The sequence below is a fragment of the Streptomyces sp. S.PNR 29 genome, assembly GCF_030386795.1.
Classification (GTDB): Bacteria; Actinomycetota; Actinomycetes; order Streptomycetales; family Streptomycetaceae; genus Streptomyces.
Genome location: NZ_JANUQM010000002.1, coordinates 603,573 through 620,529, shown reverse-complemented (window position 1 = coordinate 620,529; position 16,957 = coordinate 603,573). Strand labels below are relative to the sequence as shown.

14 protein-coding genes and 1 tRNA gene are annotated in these 16,957 nt (G+C 68.2%); 10 read left to right on the top strand and 5 right to left on the bottom strand.

Annotated features, from left to right (window positions below; all coding sequences use genetic code 11):
• Positions 1-27 precede the first annotated feature (27 nt).
• The 7 genes from NW895_RS07465 (at position 28) to NW895_RS07435 (ending at position 7,861) form a co-directional block, all read left to right on the top strand.
• Complete coding sequence (locus tag NW895_RS07465; RefSeq protein ID WP_289934528.1) at positions 28-516, top strand: hotdog fold thioesterase; 489 nt, start codon at positions 28-30, stop codon at positions 514-516.
• A gap of 166 nt (positions 517-682) precedes the next feature.
• Positions 683-1,555 carry a trypsin-like serine protease gene (locus NW895_RS07460; protein ID WP_289934527.1) on the top strand — a complete coding sequence of 291 codons (873 nt, stop codon included), beginning with the start codon at positions 683-685 and terminating at the stop codon, positions 1,553-1,555.
• A 564-nt stretch (positions 1,556-2,119) separates the two neighbouring features.
• Positions 2,120-3,349 (top strand): branched-chain amino acid ABC transporter substrate-binding protein, encoded by a 1,230-nt coding sequence (locus tag NW895_RS07455; RefSeq protein ID WP_289934821.1) that lies wholly within the window; start codon positions 2,120-2,122, stop codon positions 3,347-3,349.
• 180 nt (positions 3,350-3,529) lie between these two features.
• The gene (locus NW895_RS07450) at positions 3,530-4,459 is read left to right on the top strand and encodes a branched-chain amino acid ABC transporter permease (protein ID WP_289934526.1); all 930 of its coding nucleotides are present in this window, start codon (positions 3,530-3,532) and stop codon (positions 4,457-4,459) included.
• Between the two features lie 5 nt (positions 4,460-4,464).
• Positions 4,465-6,276, top strand: coding sequence for a branched-chain amino acid ABC transporter permease (locus tag NW895_RS07445; RefSeq protein ID WP_289934525.1), 1,812 nt, complete (start codon positions 4,465-4,467; stop codon positions 6,274-6,276).
• A gap of 5 nt (positions 6,277-6,281) precedes the next feature.
• A complete protein-coding gene (locus NW895_RS07440) occupies positions 6,282-7,148 on the top strand; it encodes an ABC transporter ATP-binding protein (protein WP_289934524.1) in 867 nt (288 codons plus the stop codon).
• A complete protein-coding gene (locus NW895_RS07435; protein WP_289934523.1) occupies positions 7,145-7,861 on the top strand; it encodes an ABC transporter ATP-binding protein in 717 nt (238 codons plus the stop codon). The genes NW895_RS07440 and NW895_RS07435 overlap by 4 nt, the downstream gene beginning before the upstream one ends.
• Before the next feature lie 65 nt (positions 7,862-7,926).
• Here NW895_RS07435 and NW895_RS07430 read toward each other — a convergent pair whose 3' ends face one another.
• Entirely contained in the window at positions 7,927-8,583 is a 657-nt protein-coding gene (locus tag NW895_RS07430) for a response regulator (protein ID WP_289934522.1), read from the bottom strand.
• A 98-nt stretch (positions 8,584-8,681) separates the two neighbouring features.
• Here NW895_RS07430 and NW895_RS07425 point away from each other — a divergent pair.
• Both NW895_RS07425 and NW895_RS07420 read left to right on the top strand, forming a co-directional pair.
• A tRNA-Leu gene (locus NW895_RS07425) sits at positions 8,682-8,765 on the top strand.
• A gap of 83 nt (positions 8,766-8,848) precedes the next feature.
• Entirely contained in the window at positions 8,849-9,637 is a 789-nt protein-coding gene (locus NW895_RS07420) for a helix-turn-helix domain-containing protein (protein WP_289934521.1), read from the top strand.
• A 43-nt stretch (positions 9,638-9,680) separates the two neighbouring features.
• Here the strand turns inward: NW895_RS07420 and pyk are convergent, their stop codons facing one another.
• Both pyk and NW895_RS07410 read right to left on the bottom strand, forming a co-directional pair.
• Positions 9,681-11,117, bottom strand: coding sequence for a pyruvate kinase (gene pyk / locus NW895_RS07415; RefSeq protein ID WP_289934520.1), 1,437 nt, complete (start codon positions 11,115-11,117; stop codon positions 9,681-9,683).
• Positions 11,118-11,297: 180 nt separating this feature from the next.
• Positions 11,298-12,011: an SIMPL domain-containing protein gene (locus NW895_RS07410; protein ID WP_289934519.1), complete on the bottom strand. Its 714-nt coding sequence runs from the start codon at positions 12,009-12,011 to the stop codon at positions 11,298-11,300.
• A gap of 170 nt (positions 12,012-12,181) precedes the next feature.
• Between NW895_RS07410 and NW895_RS07405 the strand changes: the two genes are divergently transcribed.
• Positions 12,182-13,987: a 5'-nucleotidase C-terminal domain-containing protein gene (locus tag NW895_RS07405; RefSeq protein WP_289934518.1), complete on the top strand. Its 1,806-nt coding sequence runs from the start codon at positions 12,182-12,184 to the stop codon at positions 13,985-13,987.
• A 17-nt stretch (positions 13,988-14,004) separates the two neighbouring features.
• Here the strand turns inward: NW895_RS07405 and NW895_RS07400 are convergent, their stop codons facing one another.
• Positions 14,005-15,426, bottom strand: coding sequence for a SidA/IucD/PvdA family monooxygenase (locus NW895_RS07400; protein WP_289934517.1), 1,422 nt, complete (start codon positions 15,424-15,426; stop codon positions 14,005-14,007).
• The gene (locus NW895_RS07395) at positions 15,423-16,829 is read right to left on the bottom strand and encodes an aminotransferase class V-fold PLP-dependent enzyme (protein ID WP_289934516.1); all 1,407 of its coding nucleotides are present in this window, start codon (positions 16,827-16,829) and stop codon (positions 15,423-15,425) included. Before NW895_RS07395 ends, NW895_RS07400 begins: the two co-directional genes overlap by 4 nt.
• Between the last annotated feature and the right edge of the window lie 128 nt (positions 16,830-16,957).

Below are 16,957 nucleotides of genomic sequence, written 5' to 3'. Positions count from 1 at the left end.
CGACCACGACGAACGGAGCCGGGCCCCATGGGCGAACAGCAACATGTGACGTTCCCGCAAGAGGTCATCGACGAGTACGCCTCACTCGGCGTCGACCTGCCGGCTCTGTTCTCCGCGGGCCACCTCGGGACCCGCATGGGCGTACAGATCACGGAGGCCTCGGCGGAGCGCGTCGTCGGGACCATGCCGGTGGAGGGCAACACCCAGCCGTACGGCCTGCTGCACGGCGGGGCCTCCGCCGTACTGGCCGAGACGCTCGGCTCGGTCGGCTCGATGCTGCACGGCGGCAGCTCCAAGATCGCCGTCGGCGTCGACCTCAACTGCACCCACCACCGCGGGGTCCGCTCCGGACTCGTCACCGGTGTGGCCACACCCGTGCACCGGGGCCGCACCATGGCGACGTACGAGATAACGATCAGCGACGAGGCGGGCAGACGCGTGTGCACCGCAAGGCTGACCTGCCTGCTGCGCGACGCGAAGCCCGGCGACGCGGAGCACATCCGCGAGGCGAACTGAGCAGGGACGCCGAGCACCACGCGCACCGAGGACCGGCCGCGCCGAGGACGTAGGGAAAACCCTGGCGGGGCGGGCGCGCTCTTGTCGCGGCCGCCCCCGCGCGCTTCACTGACGCTGCTCAACCCCCCACAGGAGAACGCCCGTCCCACCCGTAGAAGGGTTTCTCTTGACCGTCCCACGCGTCTTCGCCGTCACCGCCGCAGCCTGCGCGGCCGTGCTCACCACCGCACTGCCGTCCTCCGCGATCAACTCGTACAACGCGACACCCGCGCCCGAACGCACCGAGGTCGGCGCGCTCGTGGCCACCTGGGACAACGACGACAACCCCGCGACCCCGGACCGGGTCGACTGGGTCTGCTCCGGCACCATGATCGACGCGGACACCTTCCTGACCGCCGCGCACTGCACCACCGACTGGCCCGACAACGTGCGGTTCTACGTCTCGCTCGACCAGGACGTGCAGGCGGGACTCGACGCCGCCGCGAAGAAGTACCCGGGCGACCCGGCCGCGCAGGCGAACGCCGTCGCCGTCCAGGGCACCGCCCACACCCACCCCGGCTACCCGGGCCCCGCCTCCGACACCCACGACATCGCCGTGATCGAACTGCCCGCAGCCAAGGTCAAGGCCCGCTGGAGCTTCACCCCGGCTACCCTCCCCACCGCGAACCAGCTCGGCAAACTCGGCCCGCAAGGCCTGAACGCCACCGACTGGCTCGTCGCCGGATACGGCACCCAGGAGGCCGCCAACGGGCCCGGCGGCCAGACCCACCCCGGCGGCGGCGTCCGCATGAAGGCGCCCGTCACCTTCGACGCCCTCAACGACTCCTGGGTCCGCCTGGCCATGACCGCCCCCCAGGGCAACGGCGGCGCATGCTACGGCGACTCCGGCGGCCCCAACTTCGCGGTGATCGGCGGCAGGAACGTCCTGGCCGCCACCACCATCACCGGCGACACCCCCTGCTACGCGACCAACGTGACGTACCGCCTCGACACCCCCGGCGCCCGCGCCTTCCTCTCGCCTTTCGTGAACCTCCCATAGGCCCGCGCCACCGCCCGACGACCGGACCCGCCGCCCACCACCGGGCGGCGGGTCCCGTCATCCGAACCGGCACACAGCGCACGAGTCGGACCAAGTCGGAAAACCACCATGAAGACAGCCATTTCCGACTGTTCCGATCCATCCCTGAATGCGGACCTGCCCTTTCTTGGCGTAACGCTCCGTAACACATGCGCAATGCGGCACCGCGGTTCCCTCTCCCGCGCCACCCCACCCCGGGGTGATTTCCGGCCTCCTTCACGGCGCCTGCCGCGCCGCAAGCCCCGGACCAGGGCCACGGCCAAGCGGAAGTGCGGGTTCTCACGATGCGGACCACGGATAAATTCAGCCAAACCGGCCGAGAGGCCCCTTCGCCTCAGCGCGCCCTCCATCACGTCATAACAAGAACGTCACAAGCCAGCTCGCGCCGCTGCCGCCGCCCGCAGACCGGGCTTAGAGTCACGGCCAGTCACCGCTCCATCGGGAGTTCGGTACCAGCGCGGCACCCGTCGATCTCCACCGGGGCCGACGTGCCTGCGGAAAGGACTGATTGTGCGACAGCGTTCCCTGGTGATCCTTACCTCCGTTCTTGCGACCGGAGCTCTGACACTCACCGCCTGCGGCTCCCGAGACGACAGCGGTGACAAGAGCGGAGACGGCGGGGACGGCACCACCCTGACCATCGGCGTCGACGCCCCCCTGTCCGGTGAGAACTCCACCACCGGCCTCGGCATCCAGTACGGCGCCCAGATCGCCGTCGACGACGCCAACAAGAACAACTGGGTCCCCGGCGTGAAGTTCAAGCTCAAGGCCCTGGACGACAAGGCGCAGCCGGCCACCGGCCAGTCCAACGCCACCAGCCTGACCGGCGACGACACCGTCGTCGGCGCCGTCGGCCCGCTCAACTCCGGCGTCGCCCAGACCATGCAGCAGGTGTTCGCCTCCGCCAACATGGTCCAGATCTCCCCCTCGAACACCGCCCCCGAGCTGACCCAGGGCAAGAACTGGCAGACGGACAAGAAGCGGCCGTACAAGACGTACTTCCGCACCGCCACCACCGACGAACTGCAGGGCAGCTTCGCCGCCCAGTACGCCTACAACGGCCTCAAGAAGAAGAAGGCCTTCGTCGTCGACGACAAGCAGACCTACGGCGCGGGCCTGGCGAAGATCTTCAACGAGCAGTTCAAGAAGCTCGGCGGCAAGGTCGTCGCGACCGACCACGTCAACACCGGCGACAAGGACTTCGGCTCCCTCGTCACCAAGATCAAGAACTCCGGCGCCGACCTGCTCTACTACGGCGGCCAGTACGACGAGTCCTCGCTGATCACCAAGCAGCTCAAGGACAACGGCGTCAAGATCCCGCTCTTCGGCGGCGACGGCATGTTCGCCTCCACCTACATCGAGACCGCCGGCAAGGCCTCCGAGGGCGACCTCGCCACGGCCATCGGTGTCCCCGCCGACACCCTGCCCGCCGCCAAGCAGTTCATCCAGACCTACAAGGACAAGGGCTACAAGGGCGACTACGGCGCCTACGGCGCCTACTCCTACGACGCCGCGACCGCCATCATCAAGGCCGTCAAGGCAGTCAAGGACGCCAACGGCGGCAAGCTGCCCACCGACGTCAAGGACCTGCGCTCCAAGATCGTCGACGCCGTCCAGAAGTCCGACTTCGAAGGCATCACCGGCAAGGTCTCCTTCGACCAGTACGGCGACACCACCAACAAGCAGCTGACGGTCTACCAGGTCGAGAAGGGCGCCTGGAAGGCAGTCGACACCGGCACCGCCGACCTCGGCTGATCCGGCCCCCACAACGGCGCACCACGGGCCGCGCGGAAGGAGGACCCCGACCGCGCGGCCCGTTCTCACACCCGGACCCCCGCACATGACCGTGCACACCAGACCGCGCGCTTCGACCGTGCCCACCAGACACCGCACGCGAGAAGCGCACACGACCACCAGCGACATGGAGGCCATGCGGTGAACACCCTGCCGCAGCAGCTGGCCAACGGGCTGCTCCTAGGCTCGATGTACGGGCTGATCGCCATCGGCTACACGATGGTGTACGGCATCGTCCAGCTCATCAACTTCGCCCACGGCGAGATCTTCATGACCGGCGCCTTCGGCGCACTCACGGTCTACTTCTACGTCCTGCCCGACGGCACCTCGATGGCCGTAGCCGTCCCGCTGATGCTGGTCGGCGGCGGCATCGTCGCCATCCTCGTCGCCGTAGGAGCGGAACGATTCGCCTACCGGCCACTGCGACAAGCACCACGGCTCGCCCCCCTCATCACCGCCATCGGCCTCTCCCTCGCCCTCCAGGAGGTCGTGCGCAACTTCTACCCCGGCGCCGACAAGGCCCGCGCCTTCCCCGGCCTCGACGCCACCCACGACCTCGGCTCCATCACCATCAAGGACGCCGACATCTTCCTCATCCTCGCCGCGATCGTCTGCATGACCGCCCTCGCGCTCTTCGTCCGCCGCAGCCGCACCGGCCGCGCCATGCAGGCCACCGCGCAGGACCCCGACACCGCACAGCTCATGGGCATCGACACCAACCGCATCATCGTCATCGCCTTCGCCATCGGCGGCTTCTTCGCCGCCGTCGCCGCCGTCGCCTACGGCCTCAAGTACGGCAACGTCGACTACCGCATGGGCTTCCTCATGGGCCTCAAGGCCTTCACCGCAGCCGTCCTCGGCGGCATCGGCAACATCTACGGCGCCATGCTCGGCGGCATCGTCCTCGGCATCGCCGAAACCCTCGCCTCCGCCTACATCGACGAGATCCCCGGCATGGATCAGCTCGGCGGCCAGAGCTGGGCCAACGTCTGGGCCTTCTGCCTCCTCATCCTCGTGCTCCTGTTCAGGCCCCAGGGCCTGCTCGGCGAGCGCGTCGCGGACAGGGCGTGATCACCATGACCGAGACGACCAAGAAGACCCCCGCGGCGCAGCCCGCACCCGCGCCCGCCCCCAAGGGCCTCATCCCGCTGCCCGCCGCAGCCGCCCGCGCCCTGCTCCTGACCGGCGGCATCGCCACCGCAGCCTCCGCCTTCCTCGCCTGGACCTGGACCGCCGAATTCCCCGGCGACCTCACCGTCTACGGCTACCCCGGCGGCCTGCAGTGGCTCACCTTCACCGCCGGAGTCCTCACCGCCCTGTTCGCCCTCGCCTCCTACGGCGTCCGCGGCCTCGGCTGGCTCCTGCCCGCCCGCAACAACGCCCCCCTCGCCCTCAACGCCCTCGGCGGCTTCGGCGTCACCTGGTTCACCATCATCGCCATCAGCGTCGAACTCGGCGGGCTCGTCAACCTCGAACCCGGCGGCTGGATCGCCGCCCTCGCCTCCCTCCTGCCCGTCCTCGGCGCCTTCGCCCTCCCACAGGAGAACAGCGGAGCCGAGAACACCAAGGAAGCCCTCAAGGCATACATCGCCAAACCCGACCGCGTCCCCGCACCCGAGCCCACCGCCGGCTGGCTCCAGCGGGCCATCATCACCGCCGTCACCCTCGTCGGCCTCGGCGTCTTCACCTACGGCATCGACACCGAATACGGCCAACTCTTCGTCGGCTACCTCATCGTCGTCGTCTTCGCCGTCTGGGCCCTGCACACCGCCGGCCTCCTCGACCGGTTCTCCCACCTGGTCGCCGGCAACCGCAGCTTCACCCTCGCCATGGGCTTCGCCGCCGCCATCATCTTCCCCTTCACCCAGACCAACGACCACTACGCCAACATCGGCGTCAACGTCCTGATCTTCGGAACCGTCGCCCTCGGCCTCAACATCGTCGTCGGCCTCGCCGGACTCCTCGACCTCGGATACGTCGCCTTCCTCGGCGTCGGCGCCTACACCGCCGCCCTCGTCTCCGGCTCCGAGTTCTCCACCGTCTCCGGCGTCCAGTTCCCCTTCTGGGCCTCCGCCCTCGCCGGCGCCGCCGCCTCCCTGGTCTTCGGCGTCCTCATCGGCGCCCCCACCCTGCGACTGCGCGGCGACTACCTCGCCATCGTCACCCTCGGCTTCGGAGAGATCTTCCGCATCGCCGTCAACAACATGGACGGCGAATCCGGCCCCGACGTCACCAACGGCCCCAACGGCATCGCCGCCATCCCCGACCTGAACTTCTTCGGCTTCAACTTCGGGGAATCCCACGACATCGCCGGATTCACCCTCGGCCGCTTCGCCAACTACTACCTGCTGATGGTCCTCATCATGGCGATCGTGGTCCTGGTCTACACCCGCGCCGCCGACTCCCGCATCGGCCGCTCCTGGATCGCCATCCGCGAAGACGAAACCGCCGCCACCGCCATGGGCATCAACGGCTTCAACGTCAAACTCATCGCCTTCGCCCTCGGCGCCGCCCTCGCCGGCCTCGCCGGCACCGTCAGCGCCCACGTCACCTACAGCGTCGTCCCCACCCCGTACCAGTTCGCCGGATCGACCCCGCCCAACTCCGCGTTCCTGCTCGCCGCGGTCGTCCTCGGCGGCATGGGCACCGTCGCCGGCCCGCTCCTCGGCGCGGCGCTGCTCTACCTGCTCCCCGAGAAGCTCGTCTTCCTCCAGGACAAGTCGCTGCTCGCGTTCGGCATCGCCCTCATCCTGCTGATGCGCTTCCGTCCCGAGGGCATCATCGCCAACCGCCGCCGCCAGCTCGAATTCCACGAGACCGGCCAACTCGACGTACCAGAACAAACGACGCTGACCGACACACCGGCCGTCACCAAGACGGGGGCGTGAGCACCATGACCACACCAGTACTCGAAGCCCGCAACGTCACCATGCGCTTCGGCGGCCTCACCGCCGTCCGCTCGGTCGACTTCACCGTCAACGCCGGCGAGATCGTCGGGCTGATCGGCCCCAACGGCGCAGGCAAGACGACCTTCTTCAACTGCCTGACCGGGCTGTACGTCCCGACCGAGGGCACCGTCTCCTACAAGGGCACCGTTCTGCCGCCCAAACCCCACCTGGTGACCAAGGCGGGCATCGCCCGAACGTTCCAGAACATCCGGCTCTTCGCCAACATGACCGTGCTGGAGAACGTCCTCGTCGGCCGCCACACCCGGACCAAGGAAGGCCTGTGGTCGGCGCTCCTGCGCGGCCCCGGCTTCAAGAAGGCCGAAAAGGCGAGCGAAGAACGGGCCATGGAACTCCTGGAGTTCATCGGCCTCGCCCACAAGCGGGACCACCTGGCCCGCAACCTCCCCTACGGCGAACAGCGCAAACTGGAGATCGCGCGAGCACTGGCGAGCGAGCCCGGACTGCTGCTGCTGGACGAGCCGACGGCCGGCATGAACCCCCAGGAGACGCGGGCGACGGAGGAGCTGGTCTTCGCCATCCGCGACAAGGGCATCGCCGTCCTCCTCATCGAGCACGACATGCGCTTCGTCTTCAACCTCAGCGACCGCGTCGCCGTCCTCGTCCAGGGCGAAAAACTCGTCGAAGGCACCTCCGACGTCGTACAGGCCGACGAACGCGTCATCGCCGCGTACCTCGGCGAACCCTTCGAAGGCGACCCCGGCGAAGCGGAAGCCGCCGAGGTCGAAGCCGCCGAAGCAGCCGCCGACGCGGCACAGAGCACCGCCAGCAGCACCAAGGGAGAAGCCCAGTGACCGCACTGCTCGAGGTCGAAGACCTCCGGGTCGCCTACGGCAAGATCGAAGCCGTCAAAGGCATCTCCTTCAGCGTGGAAGCCGGCCAGGTCGTCACCCTCATCGGCACCAACGGCGCCGGCAAGACCACCACACTGCGCACCCTGTCCGGACTGCTGAAGCCGACGTCAGGGAAGATCGTCTTCGACGGCAAGCCGCTGAACGGGGTCGCCGCCCACAAGATCGTCGCCCTCGGCCTCGCCCACTCCCCCGAGGGCCGGCACATCTTCCCCCGCCTCACCATCGCCGAGAACCTCCAGCTCGGAGCGTTCCTCCGCAAGGACAAGGCCGGCATCGAGAAGGACATCCAACGGGCCTACGACCTCTTCCCCATCCTGGGAGAGCGCCGCAAGCAGGCGGCGGGAACGCTGTCCGGCGGTGAGCAGCAGATGCTCGCCATGGGACGCGCCCTCATGTCCCAGCCCAAGCTGCTCATGCTCGACGAACCCTCCATGGGCCTCTCCCCGATCATGATGCAGAAGATCATGGCGACCATCGCCGAGCTCAAGTCCCAGGGCACCACGATCCTGCTCGTCGAGCAGAACGCCCAGGCCGCGCTCTCGCTCGCCGACCAGGGACACGTCATGGAGATCGGCAACATCGTCCTCTCCGGGACCGGGCAGGACCTGCTGCACGACGAGTCCGTACGGAAGGCGTACCTCGGCGAGGACTGAGTCCTGCGTCCGTACAGCGCGAGGCCCGCGTCCCCGGCCGGGGACGCGGGCCTCGTCTCAGTCGCTCAGCCCTTGTTGGCCTTCTTCTCCTCGGCGTCCTGAATGACCGCCTCCGCGACCTGCTGCATCGACATCCGGCGATCCATCGACGTCTTCTGAATCCACCGGAACGCCGCCGGCTCCGTCAGCCCGTACTCCGTCTGCAGGATCGACTTCGCCCGGTCCACCAGCTTCCGGGTCTCCAGCCGCTGGGTGAGATCCGCGATCTCCTTCTCCAGCTCCTTCAGCTCCGTGAAGCGGGAGACGGCCATCTCGATCGCCGGGACGACGTCACTCTTGCTGAACGGCTTCACCAGATACGCCATGGCACCGGCGTCCCTCGCACGCTCGACGAGGTCGCGCTGCGAGAACGCCGTCAGCATCAGCACCGGCGCGATGCGCTCCTCGGCGATCTTCTCGGCCGCCGAGATGCCGTCGAGCTTCGGCATCTTCACGTCCAGGATCACCAGGTCCGGCTGGTGCTCGCGGGCCAGCTCCACGGCCTGCTCACCGTCACCGGCCTCGCCCACGACGGTGTACCCCTCCTCCTCCAGCATCTCTTTCAGATCGAGCCGGATCAGGGCCTCGTCCTCGGCGATGACGACACGGGTCGTCAGCGGAGGCACGTGCGACTTGTCGTCTTCGGGCACGTCTGCGGGCTGGGGCGACTCGGGGGCGGTCACGTGGGCTCCTTGTTACGGGGCAGGCCGGTACTGCTCCCAAGCAGCGTACCTAGCTGAAGTCGGTACCGGTCACCGGGTACACTCCGATCAGTGCTGTCGCCGGGTTGGCGGAACAGGCAGACGCTGATGTCTCAAACACATCTGTCCGAGAGGACGTGCGGGTTCGAGTCCCGCACCCGGCACTCCAAGTAAGCGGAGGATCACGTTCGCGTGATCCTCCGCTTTTTGCTGCACTGGGTCACGATCAGTGGCACAGAGTGGCCGCATGCACTTTCATGGCACTGAGGTTCGACAGAAGGCACTCACCCTCCTCCGCGGTGGCGCGAAGAACGCAGACGTAGCCCGGAGGCTCAACGTTCCTCTGGGGACGGTCGGCTACTGGAAGCACGTGGATCGGGCCAAACGCGGCGAGTGCCCCGGCAGACACGACCCGGAGTGCCCCCGGTGCCACGGGCGGAAGCTCGACGAGCCTGCTTATGCCTACTTGCTCGGCCTCTATCTCGGCGACGGCCACATCAGCCACTACTCCCAGCACCGCGTGCCCAACCTCATGATCAGCTGCACCGAATCGTGGCCCGGGCTCATGGACGATTGCGAAGACGCCATGCGCGCGGTCTTCCCTCAGAACTCCGTCTGCCGTGTCCGCAAAACCGGCTGCCGCAACGTGAAGGTCTATTCGAAACACTTGCACTGCCTCTTCCCCCAGCACGGCCCCGGCAAGAAGCACGAGCGCGCCATTGTCCTTGAGCCCTGGCAGCAGGAACTCGTCGATGCCCATCCATGGGGGTTCATCCGAGGCCTCATCCATTCCGACGGATGCCGCATCACCAACTGGACCACTCGCCTGGTCGGCGGTGAGCGCAAGCGCTACGAGTACCCGCGGTACTTCTTCACCAACAAGTCGGACGACATCCGACGACTCTTCACCGGCGCCCTCGACAAGGTCGGCGTCGAGTGGACCACGCTCGCCCGCGGCGCCGACCCGTTCAACATCTCCATCGCCCGCAAAGCCTCCGTAGCTCTCATGGACCTCCACGTAGGCCCCAAACACTGACCACGGAAAAGGGCCCCTCCTCAAGAGGGGCCCGCAGCCACCGCTACTTCGGGCTGTCGTCCTCCCCGATGTGATGCACCCGCACCATGTTGGTCGCCCCCGACACCCCGGGTGGCGACCCCGCCGTGATGACCACGATGTCGCCCTTGCGGCAGCGGCCGTACTTCAGCAGCAGTTCGTCCACCTGGTCGACCATCGCGTCCGTCGAGTCGACGCCCGGACCGAGGAACGTCTCCACACCCCACGTCAGGTTCAGCTGCGACCGCGTCGCCGGCTCCGGGGTGAACGCCAGGAGCGGGATCGGCGAGCGGTAGCGGGACAGGCGGCGGGCCGTGTCGCCCGACTGGGTGAAGGCGACCAGGAACTTGGCGCCGAGGAAGTCGCCGATCTCCGCCGCCGCCCGCGCCACCGCGCCGCCCTGGGTGCGGGGCTTGTTGCGTTCGGTCAGCGGCGGGAGGCCCTTGGCGAGGATGTCCTCCTCCGCCGCCTCGACGATGCGGGCCATCGTCCGTACCGTCTCCACCGCGTACTTGCCGACGCTCGTCTCGCCGGACAGCATCACCGCGTCCGTGCCGTCGATGACCGCGTTGGCGACATCGCTCGCCTCGGCCCTGGTCGGACGGGAGTTGTCGATCATCGAGTCGAGCATCTGCGTCGCCACGATCACCGGCTTGGCGTTGCGCCGGGCCAGTTTGATGGCGCGCTTCTGGACGATCGGGACCTGTTCCAGGGGCATCTCCACGCCGAGGTCGCCGCGGGCGACCATGATGCCGTCGAAGGCGGCGACGATGTCGTCGATGGCCTCGACCGCCTGCGGTTTCTCGACCTTGGCGATGACGGGGAGGCGGCGGCCCTCCTCGTCCATGATCCGGTGGACGTCCTTGATGTCGCGGCCGCTGCGCACGAAGGACAGCGCGATGACGTCGAAGCCGGTGCGCAGGGCCCAGCGGAGGTCTTCCTCGTCCTTCTTCGAGAGGGCCGGGACGGAGACGGCGACTCCGGGCAGGTTCAGGCCCTTGTGGTCGGAGATCATGCCTCCCTCGACGACCTTCGTGTGGACGCGGGGGCCGTCGACCTCGGTGACCTGGAGGCAGACCTTGCCGTCGTCGACGAGGATGCGTTCGCCGGGGGTGACGTCCTCGGCGAGGCCCTCGTAGGTGGTGCCGCAGGTCTGGCGGTCGCCTTCGACGCCGTCCTCGACGGTGATGGTGAAGGTGTCGCCGCGTTCAAGGAGTACGGGTCCTTCGGCGAAGCGGCCGAGTCGGATCTTCGGGCCCTGAAGGTCGGCGAGGATTCCTACGCTGCGGCCGGTCTCGTCGGATGCCTTGCGGACGTGGTGGTAGCGCTCCTCGTGGTCGGCGTAACTGCCGTGGCTGAGGTTGAAGCGGGCTACGTCCATTCCGGCGTCGACCAGTGCCTTGATCTGGTCGTACGAGTCGGTGGCGGGTCCCAGGGTGCAGACGATTTTTGCTCGGCGCATGAGGATGACCCTATGGCTTACCGGTGGGTAGCGAATTGGTGGTGCATGACTACTCACCGGACTTTTGGTGAAGGGTTATCGACAAGTGTTGAATTGTGCGGCGGGGTGCTCCGATGAGCATTCGGCGGGTTTCTTTTCGAATTTCTGGACGCATTTATGCACGGCGGTCCCCGCGGTTCCCTAGAGCTGGGGCGGCACCATCGTGAACCGCGCGTTGATGCGGGCGGAGACGCGTTGGCGCTGGGGTTCGAGGTCCAGGGGTGCTGCTGTCGTGTCTTCGGCAGCGTGGGACATGGCGCGCATGCGGCCGCCGGGGGCTTGCGGGTAGGCCGGTGGCGCGCCTTCCGCTCCGATGTCGGCGAGTTCGACCAGTGCCGAGAGTGAGGTGCCGAGGGCTTCGGCGTACTCCCGTGCTCGTTGGACGGCTTCTCGTACCGCTTGTTGGCGGGCGCGGCGGTGGGCGGGTGAGTCGGGGCGGAGGGCCCACCATGGGCCGTCGACTCGGGTGAGTTCCAGGTCGGCGAGTCGGGTGGTGAGTTCGCCCAGGGCGGTGAAGTCGGTGAGTTCGGCGGTGATGTGGACGGTGCCGTGGTAGGTGCGGATGCGTTCGCCGCGGCCGTGTTTGAGCTCGGGGGTGATGGAGAAGGCGCCGGTTTCGAGGCGTTCCACTGCGTCGCCGTAGGACTTGACGAGGTCGAGGACGGTGGTGTTGCGGCGGGTGAGGTCGTCGAGGGCGGTGCGGCGGTCGCGGCCGCGGGCGGTGACGGTGATGCCGATGCGGGCGATTTCGGGGTCGACTTCGAGGCGGGCTTCGCCGCGGACGGCGATGCGGGGGGCGTCGGGGGTGCCGTAGGGGACGGCGGGTTGGGGTTCGTCGAGGGGGGAGGAGGCCATACGCCCCACTCTGTCATGTCTTTCCTGGTTGGGGGTTTGGTAGGTCATCAGATCGAAACCTGTGGGGTCTGTTCCCGGTCGGCATGTCCGGGTCAGAATCTACGCGCGTTGTTGACCTCGTCGTTGATCGCAGCGTTGATCGTTCTTGGCTTTCCCGAGGAGAACCAGACATGCCCTTGAACCGCCGGAAGTTCCTGAAGAAGTCCGCTGTGACGTCGGCCGGGGTGGCGTTGGCCGGTACGGCGGCGGCTCCGGCGGCCGAGGCTGCGGAGGCTGGGGGGTCCGGGAGGCGACCGAAGCGGTACTCCCTGACCGTGATGGGCACGACCGATCTGCACGGGCACATCTTCAACTGGGACTACTTCAAGGACGCGGAGTACACCGACAAGGCGGGCAACGCGCAGGGGCTGGCCCGGGTGTCGACGCTGGTGAACCAGGTGCGTGAGGAGAAGGGCCGCCACAACACGCTGCTGCTGGACGCCGGTGACACGATCCAGGGGACGCCGCTGACGTACTACTACGCGAAGGTGGATCCGATCACCGCCGAGGGTGGTCCGGTGCATCCGATGGCGGCGGCGATGAACGCGATCGGGTACGACGCGGTGGCGCTCGGGAACCACGAGTTCAACTACGGCATCGAGACGCTGCGGAAGTTCGAGGAGCAGTGCGACTTTCCGCTGCTGGGTGCGAACGCGCTGGACGCGAAGACGCTGAGGCCGGCGTTCCCGCCGTACTTCTTCAAGAAGTTCCATGTGAAGGGCGCCCCGCCGGTCAGGGTGGCGGTTCTCGGTCTGACGAATCCAGGGATCGCGATCTGGGACAAGGCGTATGTGCAGGGGAAGTTGACGTTCCCCGGGCTAGAGGAGCAGGCGGCGAAGTGGGTGCCGAAGCTGCGGTCGATGGGTGCGGACGTGGTGGTCGTGTCGGCGCATTCGGGGTCGTCGGGGACGTCGTCGTACGGTGACCAGCTGCCGTACGTCGAGAATGCGGCCGCCAATGTCGCGCGGCAGGTGCCGGGGATCGACGCGATTCTGGTGGGGCACGCGCATGTGGAGATCCCGGAGCTGCTGGTCACGAATGAGAAGACCGGCCGGACCGTGGTGCTGTCCGAGCCGCTGGCCTATGCGGAGCGGCTGTCCTTGTTCGATGTCGAGCTGGTCTTCGAGAAGGGCCGCTGGTCGGTCGAGTCGGTGAAGGCGTCGGTGCGGAACTCGAACGCGGTGGCCGACGATCCGAGGATCACCAAGCTGCTGAAGGACGATCACGACATCGTCGTGGCGTATGTCAACCAGGTGGTCGGTACGGCTACGGAGACGCTGACGACGGTGGAGGCGCGGTACAAGGACGCGCCGATCATCGATCTGATCACGAGGGTTCAGGAGGATGTGGTCAGGGCGGCGCTGGCGGGGACGGAGTACGCGTCGCTGCCGGTGATCGCGCAGGGGTCGCCGTTCTCCCGTACGTCGGAGATTCCGGCGGGTGAGGTGACGATCCGGGATCTGTCGAGCCTGTACGTGTACGACAACACGCTGGTGGCGAAGCTGATGACGGGTGCGCAGCTGCGGGCGTATCTGGAGTATTCGGCGGAGTATTTCGTGCAGACGGCGGCCGGTGCGGCGGTCGACGTGGAGAAGTTGACGAATGCGGGTGGCCGTCCGGACTACAACTACGACTATGTGTCGGGGTTGACGTACGACATCGACATCGCCCAGCCGGCCGGGTCGCGGATCAGGAATCTCGCCTATGACGGGGCCTTGCTGGACGATGCGCGGGAGTTCGTGCTGGCGGTGAACAACTACCGGGCGAACGGTGGGGGTGCGTTCCCGCATGTGGCGTCGGCGAAGGAGCTGTGGTCGGAGTCGACGGAGATCCGTACGCGGATCGCGGAGTGGGTGACCGCGAAGGGTGTGCTGGATCCGAAGGACTTCGCGTCGGTGGGCTGGAGGCTGACGCGGGAGGGCACGCCGGTGTTCTGATCGGTTTCGGGGAGGCTTCAGATCCCGTCTGCCAGGGGTGTCAGGGTTTTCGGCCGACGGGTGGGCGGGATCTGTGGCTGGGGTGGTTCGAGGCCGAAGGTGGTGAAGGCGGTGCGGGTGGGGAGTGGGTAGGGCTCTTTGCCGGTGATGGTGTTGAGGATGGTGGCGCTGCGCCAGGCCGCGAGGCCGAGGTCGGGGGTGCCGATGCCGTGGGTGTGGGTTTCGGCGTTCTGGACGTAGACGTGGTGGCCGGATGCGGTGATGGCGGGGTCGAGTTCGAGGCGGAAGTGTTCGTCGACGCGGGGGCGTTCGTTGTTGTCGCGGCGGAGGTAGGGGTCGAGGCCGGCGAGGATGCGGTCGAGGGGGCGTTCGCGGTAGCCGGTGGCGAGGACGACGGCGTCGGTGGTGAGGCGGGAGCGGGTGTTCTGCTGGGTGTGTTCGAGGTGGAGTTCGACTTTGGTGGTGGCGACGCGGCCGGCGGTGCGTACGTGGACGCCGGGGGTGAGGGTGGCGGTGGGCCAGCCGCCGTGGAGGGTGCGGCGGTAGAGCTCGTCGTGGATGGCGGCGATGGTGTGGGCGTCGATGCCTTTGTGGAGTTGCCACTGTGAGGTGACGAGGCGGTCGCGGACGGGTTCGGCGAGGGCGTGGAAGTAGCGGGTGTGGTCGGGGGTGAAGTGTTCGAGGCCGAGCTTGGAGTACTCCATGGGCGCGAAGGCTTGGGTGCGGCCGAGCCAGTGGAGTTTTTCCCGGCCGGCGGGGCGGTGGCGGAGCAGGTCGAGGAAGATCTCGGCGCCGGACTGTCCGGTGCCGACGACGGTGATGTGGTCGGCGGTGAGGATGGTGTCGCGGTGCCGGAGGTAGTCGGTGGCGTGGATGACGGGGACGCCGGGGGCTTCGACGAGGGGTTTGAGGGGGTCGGGGATGTGGGGTTCGGTGCCGATCCCCAGGACGACGTTCCTGGTGTAGGTGCGGCCGAGGGCTTCGGCTTCTCCGTCGGGGGCGAGTCGGGTGTGGTCGACTTCGAAGAGGTCGCGTTCGGGGTTCCAGCGGACGGCGTCGACCTGGTGGCCGAAGTGGAGTCCGGGGAGGTTGTCGGCGACCCAGCGGCAGTAGGCGTCGTATTCGGCGCGTTGGATGTGGAAGCGTTCGGCGATGTAGAAGGGGAAGAGGCGTTCGCGGGTTTTGAGGTAGTTGAGGAAGGTCCAGGGGCTGGCGGGGTCGGCGAGGGTGACCAGGTCGGCGAGGAAGGGGACCTGGATGGTGGTGCCGTCGATGAGCAGGCCGGGGTGCCAGGCGAAGGTGGGGCGCTGTTCGTAGAAGGCGGTGTCGAGTGCGGTGAGGGGGTCGGCGAGTGCGGCGAGGGAGAGGTTGAAGGGTCCGATACCGATGCCGACGAGGTCGCGGGGTGCGTCGGGCTCGTGGGGTGGGGGGTTGGTCATCGGTGGGTGGTTCCTTCCACGAGTTTCAGCAGCCCGGTCAGGTCGTCGGGCCGGGTGTGGGGGTTGAGGAGGGTGGCTTTGAGCCAGAGACGGCCGTCGAGTCGGGCGCGGCCGAGGACGGCGCGGCCGTCGGTGAGGAGTGTTCTGCGTACGGCGGCGACGGTTTCGTCGGTGACGCCGGTGGGCCGGAAGAGGACCGTGCTGATGGTGGGCCGGTCGTGGAGTTCGAAGGCGGGGTGGTCGTCGATGAGGGTTGCGAGTGTGTGGGCGTGGTCGCAGACCTGGTCGACGAGGGCGCCTAGGCCGGTGCGGCCGAGGGTCTTGAGGGTGACGGCGATCTTGAGGATGTCGGGGCGGCGGGTGGTGCGCAGGGAGCGGCCGAGGAGGTGGGGGAGGCCGGCGTCGGTGTCGTCGTCGGCGCTGAGGTAGTCGGCGTGTTGGTGCAGGGCCCTGAGGTCGTGGGGGTGTTTGACGGCGAGGAGGCTTGCGGCGATGGGCTGCCAGCCGAGTTTGTGCAGGTCGAGGGTGACGGTGTGGGCGGCTGTGAGCCCGGTGAGCCGGTGGCGGTGGCGGTCGCTGAAGAGGAGGCCTCCGCCGTAGGCGGCGTCGATGTGGAGTCGGGCGCGGTGGGCGGCGCACAGGGCGGCGATGTCGGGCAGTGGGTCGATGAGTCCGGCGTCGGTGGTGCCGGCGGTGGCGGCGACGAGGAGGGGGCCGGGGAGGGTGGTGAGGGCTTCGTCGAGGGCGGCGGGGTCGAGGGTGCCGGCGGGGGCGGGCACGATGACGGGGTCGGGCAGGCCGAGCAGCCAGGCGGCGCGGGGCAGGGAGTGGTGTGCGTTGGCGCCGCACACCAGCTGGATGTGCCCGCCGTGTGTCTCGCGGGCGAGGAGCAGGGCGAGTTGGTTGGACTCGGTGCCGCCGGTGGTGACGAGGGCGTCCGCCGCCGGCGTCGGGGGGCCGGCGGGTGGTGTGCCGGTCTGTGCGCGGCCGTAGATCTCGGCGGCGAGGGTTCTGGTGACGAGTGTTTCGAGTGCGGATGCCGCCGGGGCCTGGTCCCAGGAGTCGAGGGAGGGGTTGAGGGCGCCGGCGGCGAGGTCGGCGGCGGTGGCTACGGCGAGGGGCGGGCAGTGCAGGTGGGCGGCGCACAGGGGGTGTGCGGGGTCGGCGGCGCCTTCGGCGAGGGCGTGGACGAGCGCGCGGAGGGCGTCGGGGTCGCCCTGGTCGGGCAGGACGTCCCCGACGGCGTCGCGTACGCGTGCGGTGACGGCTTGGGGTCCGCCGGTGGGGAGTGGGCCGCCGCGGGAATGGGTGCCGGTGTGCAGTGCGTCGAGCACGGTGTGCAGCAACGGTCTGAGGGCGTGGGGGCCTTGGGGGCCTGAGGCGAGGGGCGGTGGGCTGGGCATGGGGCCTCCTGGGCGCGGGGCAGGGGGGTCCGCTGGGGAGGGTTCCAGCTTGTAGAGGGATGCCTGCTCGCGCCCTGAAAGTCCGGTGATCAGACCCGAAAGGGGGTAAGGGCGGGCTTGGTGGCTCC